Source organism: Polaribacter sp. (assembly GCF_024639685.1).
Lineage (GTDB): Bacteria > Bacteroidota > Bacteroidia > Flavobacteriales > Flavobacteriaceae > Polaribacter.
The window spans coordinates 267081-291507 of record NZ_JAHEHX010000019.1 but is presented as its reverse complement, the minus strand read 5'-3'; the positions used below and the strand labels follow the sequence as shown (position 1 = coordinate 291507).

Here is a 24427-nt window from a genome sequence, read left to right as displayed (position 1 = left end):
TCATTTGCATTTAGCTGTTTGCTAAAAGTTGAAAGCCAAAAGCCAAAAGCTATCAAAAATGAAATTAGTAATCATAGATTATGGTGCAGGAAACATTAAAAGCATACAGTTTGCTTTTAAGAGATTAGGTATAGAAGCTGTTTTATCTAATAATATTGATGAAATAAAAGCTGCAGATAAAGTAATTTTTCCTGGAGTTGGTGAAGCAAGTTCAGCAATGAAAATGCTAAAAGAAAGTGGTTTAGATAAAGTTATTCCAACTTTAAAACAACCAGTTTTGGGTATTTGTTTGGGTATGCAATTAATGTGTAATTCCTCTGAAGAAGGCAATACCAAAGGTTTAGGTATTTTTGATGTTGCTATTAAAAAGTTTTCTGAAAAACTAAAGGTTCCTCAAATGGGTTGGAATGTGATTTATAACTTACAATCAGACTTATTTAAAGGTATTAAGGAAAAAGAATTTATGTATTTGGTACATAGTTTTTATGCAGAAAATTGCTCAGAAGCTATTGCAACAACAGATTATGAAATTGAATATGCTTCAGCATTATATAAAGATAATTTTTATGGAGTACAATTTCATCCAGAAAAGTCTGGAATTAAAGGTTCAAAAATTCTTGAGAATTTTTTAAAGCTATAATTTCATTCTGAAGGTTTTTCAGAATCTATTATTTTTAGTTATTTAAATTGTGAATTATTATTGTTACATTTTATCAAATAAAAATAGAACTTTACAATATGTTGGTTTTACTAAAGACTCAGAAAAAGAATTAAAGTTCATAAATCTGGAAATGGAGCTAATTTTACAAGAAAGTATAATGTTTTTGAATTGATTTATTTTGAAACATTTGAAGATAATAAAATGGCTAGAAAAAGAGAAAGTCAATTGAAGAATTGGCATATAGATTTGAAATGGAATTTGGTTGAAAAATCAAATCCGATTTAAGAATATTAGAAATATAATAAACACCCTGAAACAAGTTCAGGGTTGATTAACAGGTTAATCAATGAGAATAATTCCAGCAATAGATATTATAGATGGTAAATGTGTTCGTTTAACAAAAGGCGATTATAATACCAAAAAAATATATAATGAAAACCCTTTAGAGGTTGCCAAAGAATTTGAAGCTTCAGGTATTGAGAACTTGCATGTAGTTGATTTAGACGGTGCAAAAGCAAGTGAAATTATCAACTATAAAGTTTTAGAACAAATTGCTTCTAAAACAAATTTAAAAATAGATTTTGGTGGTGGTTTAAAATCTGATAAAGATTTAGAAATTGCCTTTAATTCTGGTGCAAATCAAATTACAGGTGGAAGTATAGTTGTTAAAAATCCTAGTATTTTTGAAAGCTGGATTACTAAATATGGTGCTGATAAAATTATTTTAGGAGCCGATTTTTATCCAGATAATTCAGGAGGGAAAATAGCAACAAATGGTTGGCAAGAAGAAAGTAGTTTGGCCTTAATTCCTTTTGTAAAAGAGTATCAGCAAAAAGGAATTCAATATGTTATTTGTACCGATATTTCTAAAGATGGAATGTTACAAGGGCCAAGTTTTGATATGTATTCAGAATTGTTGTCAAAGGTAACTCCTTTAAAATTAATTGCTTCTGGTGGAATTTCAACATTTGATGAATTGCCAAAACTAGCAGTAAATGGTTGTGAAGGTGTTATTATAGGTAAAGCCATTTATGAGAATAAAATCAGTTTAAAGCAATTGGAAAATTTTATATTAAATAATTAGCTATTTGTTTTAGATGTTAGCTATTTGCAAACAGCTAAAAGCAAAATGCCAAAAGCAATACTATGCTCACAAAAAGAATAATTCCTTGTTTAGATATTAAAAACGGACGAACTGTAAAAGGTGTCAACTTCGTAAATTTAATTGATGCAGGAGATCCAGTAGTTTTAGCAAAACAATATGCAGATTTAGGCGCAGATGAGCTTGTTTTTTTAGATATAGCTGCAACTTTAGAAAATAGAGGCACAACCTTAGACATGGTTTTAAAGGTGGCTGAGCAAGTAAATATTCCGTTTACAGTTGGTGGTGGAATTTCTTCTGTAGAGCATGTAAATGCCTTACTAAAATCTGGTGCAGATAAAGTATCAATCAATTCCTCAGCAGTAAAAAGACCAGATTTGATTAATGAATTATCTGACAAATTTGGAAGCCAATGTGTGGTTGTAGCAATAGATGCTAAACAAGTTGATGGTGAGTGGTTAGTGCATTTGGCAGGAGGTACAATTCCTACTAATATAAATTTATTTGCTTGGGCTAAGGAAGTTGAAAAACTTGGTGCAGGAGAAATTTTATTTACATCTATGAATAATGATGGCACAAAAGCTGGTTTTGCAAATGCAGCTTTAGCAAAATTATCCACAGAACTGAATATTCCAATTATAGCTTCTGGAGGAGCTGGTTCTGTGCAACATTTTATAGATACATTTGTAGAAGGTAAATCAGATGCAGCATTAGCAGCAAGTGTTTTTCATTTTGGAGAGATTCCTATTCCTGATTTAAAACAAGAGTTAAAAAATAACAACATTCCAATTCGATTATAAATAGCAATTTTTAGACTGATGACAATAGATTTTAATAAAAATAACGATGGTTTAGTGCCAGCAATCATTCAAGATTCCACAACAAAAAACGTGTTAATGTTGGGCTATATGAATCAGGAAGCGTACAATAAAACTATAGAAACTAAGCAGGTTACATTTTTTTCTAGAACTAAAAATAGATTATGGACTAAAGGTGAAGAAAGTGGTAATGTTTTAGAGCTGGTTGATATTAAAAATGATTGTGATAATGATTCATTATTAATTCTAGTTCATCCAAAAGGACCCACTTGTCATACAGGTTCTGATACTTGTTGGAATGAAACAAACACATCAAACTTTGGTTTTTTATCAACTTTAGAAAGTGTTATTTCTGAGAGAGTAGCCAATAAAGACACTCAAAAATCTTATGTAGCAAGTTTATTTTCGAAAGGAATTAATAAAGTAGCTCAGAAAGTAGGTGAGGAGGCAGTAGAAACTGTTATTGAAGCTATGGATAATAATGATGAATTGTTTCTATACGAATCAGCAGATTTATTATTTCATTACTTAATATTATTACAGGCTAAAGGTTTTACTTTAAAGGATATTGAAGCAGAATTAATAATGAGACAAAAATAATTTATATTATTGAAATACAGTTTTTAATTTAAAATTAAATATCATCATCTGAAAAATTCTAAGGTTTTAATAATTTTATCTTTTATCTCCATTTACATTATTTGGGGATCTACTTATTTATTTAATAAAGTTGCAGTAACAGAATTACCTCCGTTTTTTTTGGCCTCAATTCGTTTTCTTGTTGCCGGTATTTTAATGATAATTATGGCTTTAATTTTGAAACATTCCTTTACAATAAGTAAAAAGCAAATGTTAAATTCCGCAATAGCTTCTTTCTTTTTTCTAATTTATGGGAATGGAGTTTTTGTTTGGGCTTTAAAATTTGTAGATAGTGGTTTTGGTGCTTTAATAGCTTCTACACAACCCTTATTTGTTTTATTTTTATTAAGATTTATCGACAGAAAACCTTTTCAAAAAAAATCTATAGTTGGCGTGGTTTTGGGCATGTTTGGGATGTATTTATTAGTAAATCAAAAAGAATTAGTTTCTTCTGAAGGTAGATTAATAGGTGTTTTTATGATGCTGACTTGTGTATTAAGTTGGAGTTATGGAAGTGTATTTGTCTCTAAAGCAGATTTACCAAAAAGTTTTTTGGTAACTACTGGTTACCAAATGTTAGTAGCAGGTACATTTTTGCTGTTTATGAGTTTAGGGTTTAATGAAACTTGGATTTCTCCAGTAAATTGGAGTTTAGAAGTTAAAATAGCCATGTCTTTACTTGTAGTATTTGGAGGTATCATTGCTTTTACAGCTTTTAACTATTTGCTAAAAAAAGTAAGTCCAGAAAAAGTCTCTACTTCTGCCTATGTAAACCCTGTTATAGCATTATTTATGGGTTGGTATTTTTTAAATGAAAAGTTATCTGTGCAATCAATAATTGCGTCTGCTGTGTTGCTTACTGGTGTATACTTTATTACTACTAGGAAAAGAAAATAAAATATTTTTTTATCTCTAATTCATTTTTAACTATAGTTGATAACTACCCCTATTGTTACTCACAAATTTAACTGCGGAACAACAGCCTGTATTAAAAGCAATTCTATTAGATCTCTAAACTAGTACTCAAATTTTAAAAAAATTAGATAATGTTTCTATGATTTTATTTTTGTACACTATTTTAGATTAACTAAAGATGAAAGGATATGTAAAAAGTTAAAGGAAACAAGATCTAAAATTTTATTACGTTGATTAATATTATATTTTAAGTTGATTTGAACACTGTATTTTTTTATATTTTAAAATACAGTGTATTCTATTTTCAAATCATTTTTACACAAGAAACAAATAAAGTGTGTAATAGATCTTAAATATTCATAAAATTTTAATTATAGACGATGTAAATATTTATAATTACCACAACATTATTACAACAAATCATTTTAATTACTTTTTTTAAAAAATATTTTAATAACGAAAATCTCTTTGTTTGCAGTTAATTTCATTAATTCTTATTTTAAATTAAGATATGTATACTTTTTATGCAATAAATTTATTGAATATTTAATATGTCATGTAGTAATTTTAGAAATATTTAATTCTAAATACATAAACATGAAAAAAATTACTTTACTTATTTTATTAACAACAACATTTTTTGCGCATTCGCAAAATGGACCTGTAGATTTTGAATCTGGAGGTTTAGGAGATAGCTGGGCATGGACTGTAGAGCAGAATGATTCTAACCCTGCATTAGAAATTGTAGATAATCCAAAAACAGACGGTGCAAATACTTCGGCTAAAGTGGCAAAATTCACAGCAAAGGCTGCTGGAAACCCTTGGGCATTAGTAATATCTGATGACATTGGTTCTTTTACATTTGATGATACAAATAGTATTGTTAAAATAATGGTTAGAAAAGATGTAGCAACGGACGTTGGTATAAAATTTGAAGGAGCAGGTGGTGTAGCAAAAGAAATTAAAGTAGCTAATACAGTTACTAATGGAGATTGGGAAGAATTAACTTTTGATTTTAAAACTGAAATAGGTGTTACTTATAATAAATTAGTTATTATTCCAGATTTCTTAGCAAGAAGTCAAGATAACATTGTTTATTTCGATAACTTAACCTTTAGCGCACAACCCACAGATACTGTGAACTATGAATTAGAGCCTATTGATTTTGAAGATGATGGTTTTGGAGCTAATTTTGATTGGACTGTAGATCAAAATGATTCTAATCCTGCATTAGAAATTGTAGATAATCCAAAAACAGACGGTGCAAATACTTCGGCTAAAGTGGCAAAATTCACAGCAAAGGCTGCTGGAAACCCTTGGGCATTAGTAATATCTGATGACATTGGTTCTTTTACATTTGATGATACAAATAGTATTGTTAAAATAATGGTTAGAAAAGATGTAGCAACGGACGTTGGTATAAAATTTGAAGGAGCAGGTGGTGTAGCAAAAGAAATTAAAGTAGCTAATACAGTTACTAATGGAGATTGGGAAGAATTAACTTTTGATTTTAAAACTGAAATAGGTGTTACTTATAATAAATTAGTTATTATTCCAGATTTCTTAGCAAGAAGTCAAGATAACATTGTTTATTTCGATAACTTAACCTTTAGCGCACAACCCACAGATACTGTGAACTATGAATTAGAGCCTATTGATTTTGAAGATGATGGTTTTGGAGCTAATTTTGATTGGACTGTAGATCAAAATGATTCTAATCCTGCATTAGAAATTGTAGATAATCCAAAAACAGACGGTGCAAATACTTCGGCTAAAGTGGCAAAATTCACAGCAAAGGCTGCTGGAAATCCTTGGGCATTAGTAATATCTGATGACATTGGTTCTTTTACGTTTGATGATACAAATAGTATTGTTAAAATAATGGTTAGGAAAGATGTGGCAACGGACGTTGGTATAAAATTTGAAGGAGCAGGTGGTATAGCAAAAGAAATTAAAGTAGCTAATACAGTTACTAATGGAGACTGGGAAGAGTTAGCTTTTGACTTTAAATCAGAAATTGGTAAAACTTTTAATTTATTAGTTATTATTCCAGATTTTTTAGCTAGGAATCAAGATAACATTGTTTATTTTGATAATATAACTTTTAACGCTCAGCCTGACGATAATACAGGGAGTGATTCATCTAACCTTGTTACTGTAGATGAAACAAAGGAATGGAAAGGTTTTATGACAGTTTCAAATCCAAGTGGAGCTAATGATGGTTTTGAAACCTTTTGGGAATTTGATAAATTAAAATCTTCTTTTAACTCAGGTAACATTGTTTTACAACCAAACTTTAATATGTATACAGAAGCCTTAACAGGAGATAACGCTGCAAGAGCTTACTGGACAAATTCTTCGGATGCAGGTGCTACTGCAGGCCCATTAGGAGCTAAAATGATGCAAGCCACTAGTTTTGTAGAACCTGGCGCAACATTTAATGGAAAAGACTTAACGTTTCAAGGAACAATAAGTGCAAACACATTAAGTGATGATTATACAGCAAAGTTTTTTATTAAAGCTTTAGATCCTAATAATAATGATGTATTTAATGGAGAAAAAATTATAACATTACCAGCAAGTGGAGATTTTTCTGTTTCTGCAACTGCAGCAGAATTAACTACAGGTTTAAAAATTCAATATGGTTTTGAAATTATAGGTTTAAATGCTAATCCAGATGATGAAAGTGCTTTGGGTAGTGTTATAATAGAGCCAAATACAACTTTAAGTACTACAGATAACTTAAAAGTATCTGTTGCTGCATTTCCAAACCCAACAAAAACAAGCTGGAATATTAATTCGCAAGATGCAGAAATAACTAGTATAGAAGTTTATAACGTATTAGGTAAAAAAGTATTTGTACCAATTACTATTAATGCTCAATCTGTTATTCAAGCAACCAGTTTAAGTACAGGTGTTTATTTAGCAAAAATTAATACAACTAAAGGTCAAACAACTATTAAGTTGATTAAAGAGTAAACTAGTATTAAGAATAAGAAAAGGATGATAGTTTTGCTATCATCCTTTTTTTTTAATTAATCTATACTATTATTAAAATATCTTTTTCTTAACCAAAATGAAACACGAACTAAAAGAATTAAAGCAGGTACTTCTACTAATGGACCAATTACCCCAGTAAATGCTTGACCAGAGTTTAAACCAAAAACAGCAATAGCAACAGCAATTGCCAATTCAAAATTATTACCTGCAGCTGTAAATGCTACAGATGCTGTTTTGTCATATTCTGATCCTGTAGCTTTTGTAAAAAAAAACCGATAATAAACATTAAAGAAAAATAGATTAATAGCGGTATAGCTATCACTACAACATCCATAGGTATTTCCACAATTAATTCTCCTTTTAAGGAAAACATAACTATTATTGTAAATATAAAAACAAACAAAAATGTTTGATTTATGAAAACGAATGCTTCTTGGATATTTTTATAATACTACATAATAATTACATCGTTCTGTCTATGTAGATCGTTCTAATTATTTTTTAATTAAGAATTATTTTCTGTAAAATCTCTAATTAAAAATGTATTATAATTTATATTATGTAAAATAGAAAAAAATTAATATATTATATTTGTTTATGAATTATTATATAAAACCATTTCAGCAATATTCAGATTTTAAAGGAAGATCTTCTCGTAAAGAATTCTGGATTTTTTATTTATTATACGTTCTAACAAGATTATTATGTAAATCTTTAGACACTTTGTTAGAAACTAATTTTTATGAAAATAATGAAAATGGGATATTAGAGACGTTCTTTATGGCCATATCCTTTATACCATTTATCGCTTTAGCTATAAGACGTATGCATGATGTTGGTAAAAGTGGGTGGTTTTTACTTATTCCTTTTTATAATTTATACTTAGCAGTTAGTAAAAGTCAAGCATTTAAAAATAAATGGGGTTAATAATCTTTTTAAATAAATATTAATTTTATTTAAATCCACTTTGTAGGTAAACTTAGTTTACTAATTTATTTGTAAACCTTTCAAAAAAAATACTAATCTTAAGAAAATGTAATTTAAATCCGTTTATATTTGAACTCAATTGATTGAGAAATAATGGATATTACAATTATTTATGAAGATGAATATTTACTAGGTGTATCAAAACCTAATAATGTCTTAGTTCATCATGCACATCATTCTAGAAATATTTCTAACGAGGATTCATTACTTCAACTTATTTTTAAGAAAACTGGTTTAAAGGTTTACCCTATTCACAGATTAGATAGAAAAACTTCTGGGATAATATTACTAGCTAAACAAAAAGAATTTGTTTCTAGTTTTCAAGAATTATTTACGACACAAAAAATTCAAAAAATATATTATGGTGTAGTCCGTGGTTTTTCACCTGTTGAAAAAAAAATTGACTCTCCAGTAAAAGGTAGAGATGCAAAAGTGCATAAAGAAGCATTAACACATTTAAAAACATTAGAGAATATAATACTAGAAATACCTGTAAATCCTTACGATACAAGTAGATATAGTTTAGTAGAAATGCATCCAAAAACAGGTAGAATGCACCAATTAAGAGTGCATACAAATAAAATTAGCCATCCCCTTATTGGAGATACAAAATACGGTGATAAGAATCACGATTTAATGTTTGAAAAAAAATGGGGGTTTAAAAACTTATTTTTACATGCAGGAAAACTAATTTTTAATCATCCATTTATATCTAAAGAAATAATTTTAATTGCACCTTTTCCAAAAGATTGGATAACTCTTTTTGAGAACTTTTCATGGAAAAATCCATTATAAATTTACAACTTATTGCTCAATAGATTGTGCCTCAAAACCAATTAATTCGTTAGTCTCAAAACTTGGCGTTATTTCTATTGGGTTGCAGCATACTTCACAATCTTCTATATACGTTTGCTGCCTTACACTACTGTCCAAAATCATAGATATGTCTTCCCAGCAATTTGGACATTGAAAAAAATGTTCTTGCTCCACTATTTTTATTCGATTACTTTAAGAATTAATTTTCCTTTTTTATCACCCGTAAAAAGACGCTCATACGTATCTTGAAAGTTTTCAATGCCATTAAAAATAGCCTCTTTAGATTGCAACTTCCCTTCTTTAAGCCACTCTCCCATTTGTTTGCCTGCTTCTCCAAAACGTTTAGTATAATCCATTACAACCATTCCTTGCATTGTAGATCTAGTTACTAATAAAGATAAATAATTACTTGGTCCTTGAATCTTAGCTTTGTTGTTGTATTGAGAAATAGCACCACATAATACTACTCTTGCGTGCATTCTTAACTTACTTAAAGCAGCATCTAAAATTTTACCTCCAACATTGTCAAAGAAAACATCTATACCTTCTGGACACTTTTTCTTTAAGGCCGTATAAATGTTTTCTGTTTTGTAATTAATAGCAGCATCAAAACCTAAATCATAAGTAAGATAATTACATTTTTCATCAGAACCTGCAATACCAATTACTTTACAACCTTTAATTTTTGCAATCTGACCAACGATACTACCAACAGCACCAGCTGCTCCAGAAATTAAAACAATATCTCCTTTTTTTATTTTACCTACTTCTAAAATGCCAAAATATGCAGTCATACCTGGCATTCCAAACATTCCAATATGTTTGGGCATATTTTTTAAATCGGTATCTACTTTATACCAGCCCTCTCCTTTTGTAATTACATACTGCTGAACACCTCCCCAACTAGTTACAATATCTCCAATTTCAAACTTTGGATTTCCATTGTTTTTTATAACAATACCAATAGAACCTGACCTCATTACAGCATTAATTTCAACAGGTGGTATATAGGATTTTGAATCATTCATCCAACCCCGCATAGCTGGGTCTAGTGATATATAATGTTGTTGAATTAAGAGTTCCCCTTCTGCTAATTCAGGTAATACGCTAGTTTGAAGTTTCCAAGTATTTTCGTCTGGATAACCTGATGGGCGCTGTTTAAATATTATTTGTTTATTGGTCATTAATTTTTTCATTTTAAATCATAAAATTACTTAATAATTATGTGTTTCTAAAATTACTTCTGTTAATATTGATTTTGCTAGATATTGATTTTCTAAATCTTTTTGAAATGGAATTGGGGTATCTAAACTACCTACTCTTTTGACTGGCGCATCTAAACTATCAAAACAATTTTCAGTAATTAAAGCTGAAATTTCACTAGCTATACCTCCAAAAAGTGAATCTTCCTGAACAACAATAACTTTATTTGTTTTACGAACAGATTTGTAAATTGTTTTAGTGTCAAGTGGTTGTAAAGTTCTTAAATCTATAAGGTCTGCAGAAATTTCTGTATAGCTCTCTAAAATTTCCAAAACCCAATGAACAGTAGCTCCATAGGTAATGATTGTCATATTATGTCCAGTTTTAACTAGTTTTGCTTTTCCAATTTCTATGGTATAATTATTAGTGGGTACTTTTTGATATATAGCTCTATACAATGCTTTATGTTCAAAAAACAAAACTGGATTTGGATCTTCTATAGCACTAGCTAAAAGTCCTTTTACATCTTCTGGAAATGCCGGATAAATCACTTTTAAACCCGGCACTTTTGTAAACCAAGCTTCGTTTGTTTGAGAATGAAAAGGACCTGCGCCTACTCCTGCTCCACAAGGCATTCTAATAACTACATCTGCGCTTTGAGACCATCTGTAATGTGATTTTGCCAGTAAGTTTACAATTGGATTAAAACCTGAAGATACAAAATCTGAAAATTGCATCTCTACAATTGCTTTCATTCCATTTATTGCTAATCCGTAAGCTGTTGATACAATTCCAGATTCACAAATAGGTGTATTTCTTACTCTCTCTTTTCCAAAACGTTCTAAAAACCCTTCTGTTATTTTAAAGACACCTCCATAAGCCGCAATATCTTGCCCCATAATGATAAGATTATCATATTTTTCCATACCATGAGATAATGCCTCAGAAATCGCATCTACAAATCTTATTTTTTTTGTTTCAGCAGATGGAGAAATATGTTCAAATGATTTGGGTTTAAAGACGTCTTTTAATTCAATGTTTTTGTCTGGCTTAATAAAATCTTCATCAAAAGCGAGTTTTAGATGTTCATTAATTTCTGATTGAATGTTAGAGATATAATTTTTCTTTAAAGCTGGGGTTAAAATTCTTTTTTCTTCTAAAGTCTTTTCAAAAGTGAGTAGCGGATCTTTTGCTTTCCAAAAATCTATCATTTTTTTTGGGACATATTTTGTACCACTGGCCTCTTCATGTCCACGAACTCTAAAAGTTTTGAATTCAATTAAAACTGGTTTTGGATTTTTTCTAATATGATCAGCAATTTCTTTTACTTTTAAATAAACCTCTAAAATACTATTTCCATCTACAATATGACTCTCCATCCCGTAGCCTGAACCTTTATCTGATATATGAATACAATTAAATTGCTCTTTAATAGGTGTAGATAAACCATAACCATTATTTTCTATACAAAATAAAACAGGTAAACTCCATACAGAGGCAATGTTTAATGCCTCATGAAAATCTCCTTCACTAGTACCTCCCTCTCCAGAAAATACAGCACATACTTTATTGTTTTTTTTTAATAAATTGCCTAATGCAATTCCATCTGCAACTCCTAACTGAGGACCCAAGTGAGAAATCATACCAATAATATTATATTCCTGAGTACCAAAATGAAAACTTCGATCTCTTCCTTTGGTAAATCCATTCATTTTTCCTTGCCATTGAGAAAATAAACGATATAATGGAATATTTCTTGTGGTAAACACCCCAAGGTTTCTGTGCATTGGCAAAATATATTCATCTTCATCCAAGGCAGCAGTAACCCCAACAGAAATAGCTTCTTGTCCGATTCCTGAAAACCATTTAGATATTTTACCTTGTCTTAATAAAATCAACATTTTTTCCTCTATTAATCGGGGTTTTAATATCAGTTGGTATAAATCTAATAGCGTTGAGTTACTTAAATTTGTATCTAAAGTGTCATTCATAATCACGATAAAAAATATTAATTATAAATTAATTTTTAAGTTAAAGAAAATACTTTTTATTGCAAAAAAAAAATCCTTATCGATTGACAAGGATTTTTTTAAATAATTTTTTAATTTTAAAGCTCTGCAAAAATTGCATGCATCATTCTTTTTTTATCATTAATGCTTTCTTCTAAAGCAATCATTGTTTCTGTTCTATTAACTCCAGGAACATCGTCTATTTGATAGATTATATCCTTTGCATCGTTTGTTCCTTTAGCCCTTACTTTGCAGAAAATATTGTATTTACCAGCTGTTACGTATGCTACAGTAACATTTGGAATTGCTCTAAGGTTTTCGATTACATTTTGCGTCATTGATGTTTTTTCTAAATAAACACCAACATGGGCTATGAATGAATATCCCATCTTTTCATAATTTAAAGTCAAAGTAGAACCTTGTATTATACCTTCATCTTCCATTTTCTTTACACGAACATGAATGGTTCCTGCAGAAACTAATAATTGTTTAGCAATGTCGGTAAAAGGTGTTCTAGCATTTTCTATTAGGATATCTAGAATTTGATGATCTATTTCGTCTAAAATAAACTTTTTCATTTTTATATTTTATTCAATTTACAAGACAAAAATATAAATTTAATTTAATATAAATCAATAAATGATGAGAAATATTTAATTTTTTTTCGATTCGAAAACGATTTCGTGATGTCCAATTTTATCAGAAATGTTAAAATCATCTACTTTAACTAAGTTGGATACTAAATTTTTATTAATTATTTGATCTTCATATAAGTACCCAACATCATCTTTATTTTCAAATCTGTGAATTACATCTAAGAAAACTTTATCGTTGTTAGGAATTTTAAAATAAGGTTTATATTCTTTAAAACTTAATGAAGTTGCAATATGGTATATACCTTGTAGTATACTGTAAAATGTAAAAACTCTTGTTTTTTCTCTTTGATAATCATTAGGATAATGTCCTGACTCAATTAAAACAGTATTATATCCAAGTTTTTGAAAATTATCGCCAGTTGCAGTTGGATAAAATTCATCTGTATACCTACCAACATGACCAGGTATTATTTTTTGTAATAAAGTGTCTATACCTACAATTACATTCATTGTTTCTATACGCCCTGGAGTTATAGATCTAGATTCTTCTTCAGAAGGGGCTAAAAAAGATATTGTAGCAGTATTTTTTGTTCCTTCTACGTTAAATATAGTTCTTTGATCATGAAGATTAAAGCAAAAAGAAGGTTTAAATTTTTCTAACAAACTTCTTAGCACTTTACTTTCTTTTGCTACTCTATTTACAGCGTCTCTATTTAAATCAATTCCATTAGCATTAACTCTTGTATATTTTTCTGCACCATCAGGATTTAATATTGGAACAAAAATCAATGTACATTCTTTTAATATTTTTTTTAAAAACAAATCATTTGCATAACTAAAACAATTAAATAAGTCGAACATAGCTCTTGTTCCAGTACTTTCATTTCCATGCATTTGAGACCAAACTAATATTTTTTTATCACCAGAACCAATTTGTAATGAATAAATAGCTTTATTTTTTTCAGAAGCGCCAATAGTAGAAATAGTAAATACATCTTTATGTTTTTCTATTAAAGGCATTATATCAGTTAAAGTAATCCATTTACCAAGTAACTTCTCTTCTTTTTGTTTTTTGTAAAGAGCACTTATTTCACTTACTTCTAAAGTTTCCAATTTATTTGTTTTTAGGTTACAAAATTAAACTTTTGAAAAGAGGTAAACAATAAAAAATATTACAATTGTAAATCACTAATACAAAAGCAAAAATTACTTTTGTAAACAAGTTTTATATTGTTTTTCTTAGACAATAAGAATAAATTATAATTATGATTTTAAAAAATTTAAAATATTGTAAATCATTATTTTAAATATAATAAACTAAACCTTTAGTATAATTAAATGTTCTTTTAATTAATTGTACGTCTTTTTAAATTGGAAACTTTTTTAATTTATTTTACATTTGCTAAAAAACAATATAGTACAATGTTAAACAGTAAGGAGTTTACAAATCGTATTCAAAAAATAATGGAATATCATCAAATTTCTGCATCTTCGTTTGCAGATAAAGTAGGTGTTCAAAGGTCTAGCATTTCTCATGTATTATCGGGTAGAAACAAACCGAGTTTAGATTTTGTTTTAAAAATTACAAAAGTTTTTACAGAAGTGACTTTAGATTGGTTGTTAAATGGAACAGGTGAGTTTCCTAAAACGAATGGAGCTCCTACACCACTCTTTAATAACACACCTCAAAACAACCTATCAAAAGATATGAAAAGAATTGTTGTTTTTTATAATGATGGAACTTTTGAAGAATTTAAAAAATAAAACAAAAAAAATCCAGCATAATAGCTGGATTTTTATTTGAAGAAAGTTTAATTTTATTGATTTCCTAAAATTATTGGTAAACCATCTTTACCTGAACCGATTATTATTACCTTACTGTTGGGAGATTTAGATAGTTCTAATGTAGCATCTATTCCTTTTTCTTGAAGTATTTTTTCAGTTAAGGAAGCACTTAAAATTTTATTAGCTACAGCTTTACCTTCAGCATCAATTTTTTGTCTCTCTGCCTCTTTTTTAGCTTTTGCTAATCTAAATTCGTATTCTAAAGATTCTTGTTCTTGTTTTAACTTTGTTTCAATAGCTGTTCTAATTGTGGTTGGTAACTTTACATCTTCTACTAAAACTCTTTTTACAGTTAAAAATTGACCTTCTAGAACCAATCTTACTTCGTCTAAAATTTCTTGCTCAATTACATCTCTTTTACTAGAATATAACTGTTCTGGAGTATAACGCCCTACAACACTTCTAGCTGCTGCATTTACTGCAGGATCCAATAACTCTCTTTCATAATCTTCTCCTTTTGTTTTAATTAAAGATCCCAAATTTTGAAATTCTGGTTCATACCAAATTGTTCCATTTACTTTAACTTCTAAACCATTTACCGAAAGCACATTCATTTCATCAGAAATTGATTGTTGACGTACTTTTCTTACAATCATTCTATTCCAAGGTGCTACAATATGAAAACCTTCTCCATATGTTTTCTCTGTATTTATACCATCTCCAAGTGTTTCGAAAATTACACCACCTTCACCAGGCCCTATAGTAACTGTAGATTTAGAGAAAAGTATAAAAACACCTATTAAAATTAAGATGATAAAAACACCACCTTTTGGAAAATTGAATTCCATTTGATTATTTGCCATTTTATTTATTTTTTAATTTATTCAAATTTACGATATATAACTCTTAAAGACAATTGTTAAAATATTATATTTTTCCTAAATATTTTCTGGCAATCAATTCTAAAGTTATTAAACCTATAACTAAAAACATTATCCATTTCCAATTAATTAATTCCTCTTTTATTTTGGTAGCTTTTTGAATTGTATAAAATGAATCATTTTCAACTAAAGATTTAATTAAAAGCGCTACTTGATTTTTATAAAATAGTTCTCCCTTAGTATTTATTGCTAGCTTTTTTAATTTATTCACATTTGCACTTGTAAACTGTTCTTCAACTTTAAATTCACTAATTTTAAATTTTCCAGTTTTTTTAATATTTTGGTTGACAACGCTTACCTCATAAGAATAAGTGCCCGCATTTAAATTCTCTAAAACTAGTTCGTACGAATTATTGGTTAAAGAAAAAGGAGCAACTAGAACTTCTTTTGTTTCTAAATGAGAAAGTTTAATTTCTAAGTTAGCTCTATCATCAAATAAATAATTTTCGTCTGTAAAGAATGCACTAACTGTTATGTAAGAATTAATAGCATAAGAATTCTCTATAGAAATTGATAATCTTTCCTGTTTTTTTCTACTTGTTAAATATTGTAATAAAGAACCCATGTAGTAATCGAAATCTTTAAATGAATTTGTTTGTAAAAAACTTGCTGCCCTCCATTTCCATATTCCTTGCCCAAATAAAAAACCCTTCTTTTGCTTATTTGAAGAAGATACTGCAAGTAAAGGTTGAGTTGTTGCTAGGTTATTAATTCCTTGAAAAAGTAAAATATTATTCTTTTCTTTAAAAGTAATATCACCAAATTTATCTTTTAAAGGAGCAAAAGCATTAAAATTTAAATCTTCTACTTTAAAAGGTATAAAATTATTATTAAAAATAGGTGAGTAATATTCAGTTTGTGGAATAACATTTTTGTGAATACCAATTTGATTTTGATTTATAAAATTCCAATCTGTAGCTTCTCCAGAAACAAGTAAAAAATTTATATTATTTTCTTTTATTTTTTCAAATATTGAAAAAAAATCTGCTGTGGGTTGGTATAATATTACCAATTGATAGTCATTTAAATCTATTGAAGATGCAGTTGCATTTAATATTTTTAGTGTTCTTTTTTGATCACTTTCTATAATTTTTTTTAATGCTCCTAAATCTGGATGAATTGTACTTGTAATTAATGCAATTCTCTGTTGTTCATTAATAACTTTTAAAGAAAAAGATTTGTTGTTATTAACTTTATTTTTCTCGTTAAGAATTGCCCCTATTGATACATCGTAAAATTGAGTTCCTACTTCTTGAGCATTTAATTCTGTTTTTAAAATAAACGATTTTTTTTTCTTAGAAAAAGATATTGTTTTTTTAAAAACAGTTTTCCCCCTCTTTTGTATTGTAATTGGAAGATTAACATTAGAACTAATATTATAATTCAAAAATATTTCTACTGGAAATTTGTTGTTGAAAAAACTAAATTTATTAACGTTTATTTTAGAAATACGAACGTCACTATAAACAGAAGTGTCTCCTATAACTACAGGAAATATTGGTGATTTTGAATTTATATATTCATAATCAATTCCTTGTGTTTGGTTACCATCAGTAATTAGAATTATTGGAGCTACTTTATTGTTTTGTAAGGTATTTAGCTGTTTAATTGATTTATATATATCAGTACTTTTTTCACTTACTAATTTTGCGTTAGAGGTATTTAATTGCTTGCCAAATTTATACTCTTGAATTGTAAATTTAGAATTTAAGGCTTTATTATTTTTTAACACCGAAACAACTCGATTAACATCTTCTTGCGAATCTAAATAAGATATAGAAGATGAATTGTCTTTAAGTATTGAAAGAATAGGTTTTACATTACTAAGTTTTGTTCGTTCTATTTTAGGGTTAATACACAACAAAAAAAGCAAAAAGAAACTTAAAAATCTAAGTATAAAAAGATACTTGGTAAATTCACTTTTACTCTTCGTCTTAAAATAGTAGTGGAAATAGGAAAAAAATCCGCTTAAGAGAATACTCAGAATAATGAATGTATAATTTAAAACTGTCAAATTTATAATTTGTTTGAAAGATATACATATCAACTTAAAAAAAAAACCTGCAACATTAAAAGTTACAGGCTAAATTAAAATATAAATTAAATATTATGAGATATGTAATAGAACTTGGAGTCTTTTTTCGTGTGACTTTTTAAAACCCCCATACTCTTTAAATCATCGAGAATATTATATAAAACTAAAATTAAAGAAATACTTTTAATTTTTTTAAAATCTGATAACTTGTTAGGTGTTGTTTTTCTAAAGCATTTACTACAAGAACTTGTTCTAGTGATAATTTTTTCTTCTTCATAGGAGTTTATTTATTTTACATTGTAATTATAAATCTATAATCCTATTCTAAATTATTAATAAGCTCGTTGCATAAGTTTTATCGGTCATCTGTAAAATGAGTTGACAAACTAGGTTAACATACCACCATCTACAGATAGCGTTTGTCCAGTAATATAAGCGCTCATATCTGAAGCAAGAAAAACACAGGCATTAGCAATATCTTCTGGTTTACCTCCTCTTTTTAAAGGAATTGAATCTCTCCAACTCTGCACGGTAGCTTCATCTAATTTATCTGTCATTTCAGTTTCTATAAAACCTGGAGCAATCACATTACTTCTAACGTTTCTAGAACCCAATTCTAAAGCAACAGATTTAGAAAAACCTACAATACCTGCTTTAGATGCTGCATAATTGGTCTGACCTGCATTACCTTTTAAACCAACAACAGAACTCATATTAATAATAGAACCTGAGCGTTGCTTCATCATAGGTCTAATTACTGCTTTAGTTAAATTAAAAACCGATTTTAAGTTTACTTCTATTACTTTATCAAAATCTTCTTCAGAAATACGCATTAATAAATTATCTTTAGTAATACCTGCGTTATTTACTAAAATATCTATTGATCCAAATTCCGCTAAAACCTCTTTTGATAATTCTTGAGCTGCATCAAAATTGGCTGCATTAGACTGGTACCCTTTAGCTGACACTCCAAGTGCTTTTAGTTCTTCTTCTAAAGCATTTGCTGCGTCAACAGATGAACTGTAAGTAAAAGCTACATTCGATCCTTGCTTTGCAAATTCAATAGCAATTCCACGTCCAATACCTCTTGTTGCTCCTGTAATTATTGCTGATTTATTATCTAGTAATTTCATAAAATTCTATTTAATTATAATGTAAATATAAAAAAGAAATTCCCGTTTTTAACGGGAATATTCTCTTCAACAAATTTAATATGTTGTTTATTCTTTTAAAACGCTAGCTACCATCTCTCCAATCTTAGCAGGAGAACTTACAACGTGAACACCGTTTTCTTCTAATATTTTCATTTTAGCTTGTGCTGTATCATCTGCTCCACCAACAATAGCTCCTGCATGTCCCATTGTTCTACCTGCAGGTGCAGTTTGCCCAGCAATAAAACCAACAACTGGTTTTCTATTACCATCAACCTTAATCCATTGTGCAGCTTCAGCTTCTAAATTACCTCCAATTTCACCAATCATTACAATTGCTTCAGTCTCATCATCATTCATTAACATTTCTACAGCTTCTTTAGTAGTTGTTCCAATAATAGGATCTCCACCAATACCAATTGCAGTAGTAATTCCATACCCTTGTTTTACAACCTGATCTGCAGCTTCATACGTTAAAGTACCAGATTTAGATACAATACCTACTTTACCTTTTTTAAAGATAAAACCTGGCATAATACCAACTTTAGCTTCATCTGGAGTAATCACTCCTGGACAGTTAGGCCCAACTAATCTAGTATCTTTGTCAGCTATATATGCTTTTACTTTAACCATGTCCGCTGTAGGTATACCTTCAGTAATACAAATGATAACTTTTATTCCTGCATCTGCAGATTCCATAATAGCATCAGCTGCAAAAGCTGGTGGTACAAAAATTATTGAAGTATCAGCACCTGCCTTTTCTACAGCTTCTACAACTGTATTAAAAACTGGCTTTCCTAAATGTTCTTGACCTCCTTTACCTGGAGTAACACCACCAACAACATTGGTACCATAATCAATCATTTGGCCAGCATGAAAAGTACCTTCACTACCTGTAAAACCTTGTACAATAATTTTTGAATTTTTATTTACTAAAACACTCATGGTTGTTTTTTAAATTTAGTTACACAAAAATAGTTATTGTTTACTTTTATAAAAAACTTATTTGCGATTTATTTTTCTTTTAGCAATCTTTTTAAGCCTGCCAATTGTTTTAATTTTTCTCTAGATTCTTCTATTGGTGTTCCAAAATAAGATTTTCCACCAGATACTGATTTCGTCACTCCTGTTTGGCCTAAAATAACAGCACCTTTACCAATTGTAATTCCGCTATTTGTGCCTACTTGACCCCAAATTGTTACTTCATCTTCAATTATTACACAACCAGCAATACCTGTTTGAGAAGCAATTAAGCATTTTTTACCAATAACAGTGTCATGTCCAACATGCACTTGATTATCAATTTTAGTGCCCTCTTTAATAGTTGTATCTCCAGTAACACCTTTATCTATAGTGCAAGAAGCTCCTAAATCTACATGATCTTCTAAAACTACTCTACCTCCAGAAATTAATTTATCGAAACCTGTAGGTCTATTTTTGTAATAAAAAGCGTCAGCTCCTAAAACTGTATTGGCGTGAATTGAACAATTATTACCAATAACAGCGTTATCATAGATGGTTACATTAGGGTGAATTATACAGTTATTACCAATAGTTACATTATTACCAATAAAAACATTTGGTTGTATAATTGTATTCTCGCCTATTTTTGCAGAGTCTGAAATACTAACAGTAGATGCTATAAATGGATTAAAATGATTGGTAATTTTATTAAAATCTCTAAAAGGATCATCAGAAATTAATAAAGCTTTACCTTCAGGACAATCTACTTTCTTATTAATTAAGATAATAGTTGCAGCTGAATTTAGAGCCTTTTCGTAATATTTTGGATGATCTACAAAAACAATATCACCTTGTTCTACAACATGAATTTCGTTAATTCCTAATACTTCAAAAATAGCATTACCAATGTAATCTACATTTAATAATGTTGCAATTTGCAGTAAAGTTTGCGGTTTTTTAAATTTCATAAAATTTTAAACACAAAATTACTCCTTAATACGTTCTTGATAAGTTCCTTTAGTAGTTTCTACTTTAATTTTATCACCTTCGTTAATAAATAAGGGTACATTTACTGAAGCTCCTGTTTCTACAGTTGCAGGTTTTGTTGCATTTGTAGCTGTATTACCTTTTACACCTGGCTCTGTATGAGTAACTTGCAATATAACACTTAAAGGCATCTCTACAGAAAGTGGCATATCATCTTCAGAATTGATTATAATAGTTACAACTTCACCTTCTTTCATTAGTTCTGGTGTATCTAAAGCACTCTTCTGCAATTGAATTTGTGAATAATCTTGCTCATTCATAAAATGATAAGTTTCACCATCATTGTATAAGTACTGAAACTTATGTGTTTCTACTCTTACATCATCTATTTTTCTTCCTGCAGGAAAAGTATTGTCTACAACTTTACCATTTGTAACACTCTTTAATTTTGTTCTTACAAATGCAGGTCCTTTTCCTGGTTTTACATGTAAAAATTCTATTATTTTATAAATATCATTATTATACCTAATACATAAACCGTTTCTAATATCTGATGTTGTTGCCATTTCTTTGTTTTAATTTGCTTTGTAATATCCTTTCATGATTCCTCTGTGTGAATCTTTAATAAATTGTATAATTTCATCTCGCTCTGGAGTAGCCTCCATCTCGGCTTCAATAATATCTATTGCCTGACTATAGTTGAAGTTTTTTTGAAATAGAATTCGAAATATGTCTTGAATTTCTCTAATTTTTTCAGTTGTAAATCCTCTTCTTCTTAGACCAACTGAATTAATACCTACATAAGATAATGGTTCTCTTGCTGCTTTAACATATGGTGGAACATCTTTTCTAACTAAAGAACCTCCTGTTACGAAGGCATGATTTCCTACTGAAGCAAATTGGTGCACTGCAACCATACCTGCCAATACAACATTGTCTCCAATAGTCACATGTCCTGCCAGAGTTGTATTGTTTGAGAAAATACAATTTTGACCTACAAAACAATCATGTGCAATATGGCAATATGCCATTACTAAACAATTGTCTCCTATAGTTGTTTTCATTCTATCTTTTGTACCTCTATTTATGGTAACACATTCTCTTATGGTAACGTTATCTCCAATTTCTACAGTACTTTCTTCATCATCAAACTTTAAATCTTGTGGAATTGCAGAAATGACTGCTCCAGGAAAAATTCGGCAGTTTTTACCAATTCTTGCCCCCTCCATAATGGTTACGTTAGAGCCTATCCAAGTGCCAGATCCAATAACAACATTGTTATGAATAGTAGTAAAAGGTTCAATTACAACGTTTCTTGCAATTTTTGCTTGAGGGTGAACGTAAGCTAATGGTTGATTCATAGGTTATTTTTTCTTGGCAATTTGAGCCATTAATTCTGCTTCTGCAACTAACTTTCCGTTTGCATAAGCATATGCTTGCATATGACAAATTCCTCTTCTAATAGGAGTAATTAATTCAGCTTTAAAAATAAGTGTATCTCCTGGCAAAACTTTTTGTTTGAATTTAACATTATCCATTTTCATAAAATATGTTAAATAATTTTCAGGATCTGGAACTGTACTTAATACTAATATTCCTCCACATTGCGCCATAGCTTCCACTTGTAAGACGCCTGGCATTACTGGAGATCCCGGAAAATGACCTACAAAGAAATTTTCATTCATTGTTACATTCTTCATTCCCACAACGTGTTTATCAGAAAGTTCTAAAATTCGATCTACTAACAAAAAGGGAGGCCTATGTGGTAGTATATCCATTATTTGGTGAATATCCAATAATGGTGTTTTGTTTAAATCATAATTAGGTACATTATTTCTTTTTTCTGCCTTAATTATTTTTGCTAATTTTTTAGCAAATTGAGTATTTACAAGGTGACCAGGTTTATTTGCAATTACCTTACCTCTAATTCTAGTTCCTACTAATGCTAAATCTCCGATAACATCTAATAGTTTATGACGTGCAGCTTCATTAGCCCAATGAAGCGTTAAATTATCTAAAATACCATTTGGTTTTACAGCAATATCGTCTTTCTTAAATGCTTTTTTAAGTTTTTGCATTGTATTTTCAGACAACTCTTTATCAACATAAACAATAGCATTATTTAAATCTCCACCTTTAATAAGATCATTTTCTAATAACATTTCAATTTCATGTAGAAAACTAAATGTTCTTGCTGCTGCAATTTCTTCCTTAAAATCTGAAAGGTTGTCTAAAGTAGCATTTTGAGTACCTAAAATTTTAGTACCAAAATCTACCATTGTTGTAACTTGGTATTGTTCTGCAGGCATTAAAATAATTTCACTTCCTGTAACTTCGTCTTTATAAGAAATAATTTCTTTAACAACATATTCATCTCTGTTGGCATCTTGTTCTTGAATACCAGCTTTTTCTAATGCCTCAATAAAATATTTAGAGGAACCATCCATAATTGGGGGCTCTGAAGCATTAATTTCTATTAATAAATTATCTATATCTAAACCAACAGCAGCTGCTAACACGTGTTCTGAAGTTTGTATTTTAACTCCGTTTTTTTCTAAGTTAGTTCCTCTTTGTGTGGTAACTACATATTCTGCTTTTGCTTCAATTGTTGGCACTCCCTCTAAATCTACCCTACTAAATGCAAAACCGTGATTTATTGGTGCTGGTTTTAGTGTCATAGACACTGTATTACCTGTGTGTATACCTACACCAGATAATGTAACTTCTTTTTGTATTGTTTTTTGCTTGTTACTCATTAATTTTCTTTTTGAGTATTATACTCTTTTTCTATATCTGTTAATGCAGCTAAAATTTTTGGCAAGTTCCTAAAATGAATATAACTTTTATTAAAATCGTTGTAGTTAAATGCTGGAGTACCCTGTACAATTTCATTGTCTTTGATACTCTTCGTTACTCCAGATTTTCCTTGTATTTTAACGCCATTCCCAATAGTGATATGACCAACGATACCTACCTGACCACCAATCATACAGTTTTTACCTATTTTTGTAGATCCTGCAATCCCTGTTTGTGCAGCTATTACTGTATCTTTTCCAATTTCTACGTTATGTGCTATTTGTATTTGATTATCCAATTTAACACCCTGCCTTATAATTGTAGACCCTAAAGTAGCTCTGTCAATTGTAGAGCCAGATCCAATATCTACATGATCTTCAATGATTACATTTCCGATTTGAGGAACCGCTTTAAAATGTCCTTTTGAATCAGGTGTAAAACCAAAACCATCAGACCCAATAGTACACCCTGAATGAATCTTACAATGGTTACCTATTATTGTCTCTGAATAGATTTTTACACCAGAAAAAATTACACAATCATTTCCTATAACAGAATTATCACCAATATATGAATTTGGATAAATTTTAACATTGCTTCCTATAGTCACATTTTCTCCAACGTAAGAGAATGCTCCTAAATATTCGTTATCACCAATTTTAGCAGAATCTGCTATAAAATGTGGATTTTCTCTTCCTTCTTTGTTGTTTTTGACATTATTATAGAACTCTAATAATTTAGAAAATGCTTTATAGGCATTATCTACTCTTATTAATGTTGCTGTTGTCTCTTTTTCCAAGACAAAAAACTTATCTAATATTGCAATAGAGGCATTTGTAGAATATAAGTAAGGATTGTATTTTGGATTTGACAAAAAAGTTAATGAACCTTTTTCTCCTTCCTCGATTTTTGATAGCTTAAAAACTTCTTCATTTGGGTTTCCCTCAACTTCACCTCCTAAGATGTCTGCTATTTGTTGCGCTGTAAATTTCATCAAATGCAAAAGTATAAAATTTATAAGTA

General features: G+C 29.4%; 24 protein-coding genes and 1 pseudogene. 10 read left to right on the top strand and 15 right to left on the bottom strand.

Going from position 1 to position 24427, the window contains the following annotated elements:
• Positions 1–58: 58 nt before the first annotated feature.
• The 7 genes from hisH (at position 59) to Q0L44_RS07305 (ending at position 7114) form a co-directional block, all read left to right on the top strand.
• Positions 59–640 (top strand): imidazole glycerol phosphate synthase subunit HisH, encoded by a 582-nt coding sequence (gene hisH, locus Q0L44_RS07335; protein WP_296637144.1) that lies wholly within the window; start codon positions 59–61, stop codon positions 638–640.
• A gap of 129 nt (positions 641–769) precedes the next feature.
• The gene (locus Q0L44_RS07330) at positions 770–946 is read left to right on the top strand and encodes a GIY-YIG nuclease family protein (RefSeq protein WP_296637626.1); all 177 of its coding nucleotides are present in this window, start codon (positions 770–772) and stop codon (positions 944–946) included.
• A gap of 61 nt (positions 947–1007) precedes the next feature.
• The gene (hisA, locus tag Q0L44_RS07325) at positions 1008–1745 is read left to right on the top strand and encodes a 1-(5-phosphoribosyl)-5-[(5-phosphoribosylamino)methylideneamino]imidazole-4-carboxamide isomerase (RefSeq protein ID WP_296637143.1); all 738 of its coding nucleotides are present in this window, start codon (positions 1008–1010) and stop codon (positions 1743–1745) included.
• A 62-nt stretch (positions 1746–1807) separates the two neighbouring features.
• Complete coding sequence (gene hisF / locus Q0L44_RS07320) at positions 1808–2563, top strand: imidazole glycerol phosphate synthase subunit HisF (protein ID WP_296637142.1); 756 nt, start codon at positions 1808–1810, stop codon at positions 2561–2563.
• 18 nt (positions 2564–2581) lie between these two features.
• Entirely contained in the window at positions 2582–3181 is a 600-nt protein-coding gene (gene hisIE, locus Q0L44_RS07315) for a bifunctional phosphoribosyl-AMP cyclohydrolase/phosphoribosyl-ATP diphosphatase HisIE (protein ID WP_296637141.1), read from the top strand.
• Between the two features lie 48 nt (positions 3182–3229).
• Positions 3230–4117, top strand: coding sequence for an EamA family transporter (locus tag Q0L44_RS07310; RefSeq protein WP_296637624.1), 888 nt, complete (start codon positions 3230–3232; stop codon positions 4115–4117).
• 615 nt (positions 4118–4732) lie between these two features.
• Positions 4733–7114 (top strand): T9SS type A sorting domain-containing protein, encoded by a 2382-nt coding sequence (locus Q0L44_RS07305; protein WP_296637140.1) that lies wholly within the window; start codon positions 4733–4735, stop codon positions 7112–7114.
• A 56-nt stretch (positions 7115–7170) separates the two neighbouring features.
• Here Q0L44_RS07305 and Q0L44_RS07300 read toward each other — a convergent pair.
• Positions 7171–7526, bottom strand: a pseudogene (locus tag Q0L44_RS07300) (arsenical-resistance protein); the annotation flags it as partial.
• A 206-nt stretch (positions 7527–7732) separates the two neighbouring features.
• On the opposite strand from Q0L44_RS07300, the gene Q0L44_RS07295 reads away from it, so the two are divergent.
• Positions 7733–8062, top strand: a complete 330-nt coding sequence (locus Q0L44_RS07295) for a DUF805 domain-containing protein (RefSeq protein ID WP_296637139.1) — start codon at positions 7733–7735, stop codon at positions 8060–8062.
• A gap of 153 nt (positions 8063–8215) precedes the next feature.
• Positions 8216–8917, top strand: coding sequence for a pseudouridine synthase (locus Q0L44_RS07290; RefSeq protein ID WP_296637138.1), 702 nt, complete (start codon positions 8216–8218; stop codon positions 8915–8917).
• Positions 8918–8926: 9 nt separating this feature from the next.
• Here Q0L44_RS07290 and Q0L44_RS07285 read toward each other — a convergent pair whose 3' ends face one another.
• From Q0L44_RS07285 to Q0L44_RS07265, 5 genes are all read right to left on the bottom strand, one after another.
• Positions 8927–9112 (bottom strand): CPXCG motif-containing cysteine-rich protein, encoded by a 186-nt coding sequence (locus tag Q0L44_RS07285; RefSeq protein ID WP_296637137.1) that lies wholly within the window; start codon positions 9110–9112, stop codon positions 8927–8929.
• 5 nt (positions 9113–9117) lie between these two features.
• Positions 9118–10122 carry an NADP-dependent oxidoreductase gene (locus Q0L44_RS07280; RefSeq protein ID WP_296637623.1) on the bottom strand — a complete coding sequence of 335 codons (1005 nt, stop codon included), beginning with the start codon at positions 10120–10122 and terminating at the stop codon, positions 9118–9120.
• A 30-nt stretch (positions 10123–10152) separates the two neighbouring features.
• Positions 10153–12132 (bottom strand): dehydrogenase E1 component subunit alpha/beta, encoded by a 1980-nt coding sequence (locus Q0L44_RS07275; protein WP_296637136.1) that lies wholly within the window; start codon positions 12130–12132, stop codon positions 10153–10155.
• Between the two features lie 116 nt (positions 12133–12248).
• Entirely contained in the window at positions 12249–12728 is a 480-nt protein-coding gene (locus tag Q0L44_RS07270) for a winged helix-turn-helix transcriptional regulator (RefSeq protein ID WP_296637135.1), read from the bottom strand.
• A 75-nt stretch (positions 12729–12803) separates the two neighbouring features.
• A complete protein-coding gene (locus Q0L44_RS07265) occupies positions 12804–13859 on the bottom strand; it encodes a M14 metallopeptidase family protein (protein WP_296637134.1) in 1056 nt (351 codons plus the stop codon).
• A gap of 309 nt (positions 13860–14168) precedes the next feature.
• Between Q0L44_RS07265 and Q0L44_RS07260 the strand changes: the two genes are divergently transcribed.
• Positions 14169–14510, top strand: a complete 342-nt coding sequence (locus Q0L44_RS07260) for a helix-turn-helix transcriptional regulator (protein ID WP_296637133.1) — start codon at positions 14169–14171, stop codon at positions 14508–14510.
• 53 nt (positions 14511–14563) lie between these two features.
• On the opposite strand, the gene Q0L44_RS07255 is transcribed toward Q0L44_RS07260, so the two are convergent.
• The 9 genes from Q0L44_RS07255 to lpxD all read right to left on the bottom strand — a co-directional run bounded on the left by Q0L44_RS07255 (position 14564) and on the right by lpxD (position 24398).
• Entirely contained in the window at positions 14564–15394 is an 831-nt protein-coding gene (locus Q0L44_RS07255) for a prohibitin family protein (RefSeq protein ID WP_296637132.1), read from the bottom strand.
• 64 nt (positions 15395–15458) lie between these two features.
• Positions 15459–17333 carry a VWA domain-containing protein gene (locus Q0L44_RS07250; protein WP_296637131.1) on the bottom strand — a complete coding sequence of 625 codons (1875 nt, stop codon included), beginning with the start codon at positions 17331–17333 and terminating at the stop codon, positions 15459–15461.
• A gap of 560 nt (positions 17334–17893) precedes the next feature.
• Positions 17894–18640, bottom strand: coding sequence for a 3-oxoacyl-[acyl-carrier-protein] reductase (gene fabG, locus Q0L44_RS07245; RefSeq protein ID WP_296637130.1), 747 nt, complete (start codon positions 18638–18640; stop codon positions 17894–17896).
• Positions 18641–18727: 87 nt separating this feature from the next.
• Positions 18728–19603, bottom strand: coding sequence for a succinate--CoA ligase subunit alpha (gene sucD, locus Q0L44_RS07240; protein ID WP_296637129.1), 876 nt, complete (start codon positions 19601–19603; stop codon positions 18728–18730).
• Positions 19604–19671: 68 nt separating this feature from the next.
• Positions 19672–20589 carry a UDP-3-O-(3-hydroxymyristoyl)glucosamine N-acyltransferase gene (locus Q0L44_RS07235; protein WP_296637128.1) on the bottom strand — a complete coding sequence of 306 codons (918 nt, stop codon included), beginning with the start codon at positions 20587–20589 and terminating at the stop codon, positions 19672–19674.
• 18 nt (positions 20590–20607) lie between these two features.
• Complete coding sequence (efp, locus tag Q0L44_RS07230) at positions 20608–21174, bottom strand: elongation factor P (protein WP_296637126.1); 567 nt, start codon at positions 21172–21174, stop codon at positions 20608–20610.
• Positions 21175–21183: 9 nt separating this feature from the next.
• Positions 21184–21969 carry an acyl-ACP--UDP-N-acetylglucosamine O-acyltransferase gene (lpxA, locus tag Q0L44_RS07225; protein WP_296637124.1) on the bottom strand — a complete coding sequence of 262 codons (786 nt, stop codon included), beginning with the start codon at positions 21967–21969 and terminating at the stop codon, positions 21184–21186.
• A gap of 3 nt (positions 21970–21972) precedes the next feature.
• Positions 21973–23364 (bottom strand): bifunctional UDP-3-O-[3-hydroxymyristoyl] N-acetylglucosamine deacetylase/3-hydroxyacyl-ACP dehydratase, encoded by a 1392-nt coding sequence (locus tag Q0L44_RS07220; protein ID WP_296637122.1) that lies wholly within the window; start codon positions 23362–23364, stop codon positions 21973–21975.
• The gene (gene lpxD, locus Q0L44_RS07215) at positions 23364–24398 is read right to left on the bottom strand and encodes a UDP-3-O-(3-hydroxymyristoyl)glucosamine N-acyltransferase (protein WP_296637120.1); all 1035 of its coding nucleotides are present in this window, start codon (positions 24396–24398) and stop codon (positions 23364–23366) included. Before lpxD ends, Q0L44_RS07220 begins: the two co-directional genes overlap by 1 nt.
• Positions 24399–24427 lie beyond the last annotated feature (29 nt).

Excerpts from the sequence above, each read along its gene's own strand:
- hisH (WP_296637144.1), top strand. The coding sequence starts at position 59 with ATGAAATTAGTAATCATAGATTATGGTGCAGGAAACATTAAAAGCATA.
- Q0L44_RS07290 (WP_296637138.1), top strand. The coding sequence starts at position 8,216 with ATGGATATTACAATTATTTATGAAGATGAATATTTACTAGGTGTATCA.
- Q0L44_RS07220 (WP_296637122.1), bottom strand. The coding sequence starts at position 23,364 with ATGAGTAACAAGCAAAAAACAATACAAAAAGAAGTTACATTATCTGGT.
- hisA (WP_296637143.1), top strand. The coding sequence starts at position 1,008 with ATGAGAATAATTCCAGCAATAGATATTATAGATGGTAAATGTGTTCGT.
- sucD (WP_296637129.1), bottom strand. The coding sequence starts at position 19,603 with ATGAGTGTTTTAGTAAATAAAAATTCAAAAATTATTGTACAAGGTTTT.
- Q0L44_RS07295 (WP_296637139.1), top strand. The coding sequence starts at position 7,733 with ATGAATTATTATATAAAACCATTTCAGCAATATTCAGATTTTAAAGGA.
- Q0L44_RS07255 (WP_296637132.1), bottom strand. The coding sequence starts at position 15,394 with ATGGCAAATAATCAAATGGAATTCAATTTTCCAAAAGGTGGTGTTTTT.
- Q0L44_RS07260 (WP_296637133.1), top strand. The coding sequence starts at position 14,169 with ATGTTAAACAGTAAGGAGTTTACAAATCGTATTCAAAAAATAATGGAA.
- fabG (WP_296637130.1), bottom strand. The coding sequence starts at position 18,640 with ATGAAATTACTAGATAATAAATCAGCAATAATTACAGGAGCAACAAGA.
- Q0L44_RS07270 (WP_296637135.1), bottom strand. The coding sequence starts at position 12,728 with ATGAAAAAGTTTATTTTAGACGAAATAGATCATCAAATTCTAGATATC.
- Q0L44_RS07280 (WP_296637623.1), bottom strand. The coding sequence starts at position 10,122 with ATGACCAATAAACAAATAATATTTAAACAGCGCCCATCAGGTTATCCA.
- hisF (WP_296637142.1), top strand. The coding sequence starts at position 1,808 with ATGCTCACAAAAAGAATAATTCCTTGTTTAGATATTAAAAACGGACGA.
- hisIE (WP_296637141.1), top strand. The coding sequence starts at position 2,582 with ATGACAATAGATTTTAATAAAAATAACGATGGTTTAGTGCCAGCAATC.
- Q0L44_RS07275 (WP_296637136.1), bottom strand. The coding sequence starts at position 12,132 with ATGAATGACACTTTAGATACAAATTTAAGTAACTCAACGCTATTAGAT.
- lpxA (WP_296637124.1), bottom strand. The coding sequence starts at position 21,969 with ATGAATCAACCATTAGCTTACGTTCACCCTCAAGCAAAAATTGCAAGA.
- efp (WP_296637126.1), bottom strand. The coding sequence starts at position 21,174 with ATGGCAACAACATCAGATATTAGAAACGGTTTATGTATTAGGTATAAT.
- lpxD (WP_296637120.1), bottom strand. The coding sequence starts at position 24,398 with ATGAAATTTACAGCGCAACAAATAGCAGACATCTTAGGAGGTGAAGTT.
- Q0L44_RS07235 (WP_296637128.1), bottom strand. The coding sequence starts at position 20,589 with ATGAAATTTAAAAAACCGCAAACTTTACTGCAAATTGCAACATTATTA.
- Q0L44_RS07305 (WP_296637140.1), top strand. The coding sequence starts at position 4,733 with ATGAAAAAAATTACTTTACTTATTTTATTAACAACAACATTTTTTGCG.